The sequence below is a fragment of the Bacillus sp. SIMBA_008 genome (assembly GCF_046535495.1).
GTDB classification, from domain to species: domain Bacteria; phylum Bacillota; class Bacilli; order Bacillales; family Bacillaceae; genus Bacillus; species Bacillus subtilis.
Map to the genome: position 1 here is coordinate 1 of NZ_JAWRWL010000218.1, position 313 is coordinate 313.

General features: G+C 28.8%; 1 pseudogene. It reads right to left on the reverse strand.

The annotated features are described in order from the left end of the window. Positions 1–313, reverse strand: a pseudogene (locus tag SB658_RS22900) (CPBP family intramembrane glutamic endopeptidase); the annotation flags it as partial.

The window sequence follows — 313 nt, forward strand, 5'->3', positions numbered from 1 at the left end:
GTGTAATGATAGCAACACTTAACACATATATAATACTTTGTATGCTATTTTGAATCCCTAAACTCCCTAATTGTTTCTTTTGTTCTGCTGCACTTTCAAAACTAAACACATGTAACATTAAATATTGTGATAACGCAATGACAATAAAACCAATTAATAGATATAAATATGTCTTCCCATTCTTCAAAACGGATAAATCCCAAATATATTTAATAAAATGAAGAACTGGTTTATAAGCTAATAAAACGATGGCAACAACAGCTGCATCGAATAAGAGCAAATAATATCCTTCTAATTTAGTACTTAATGCTTC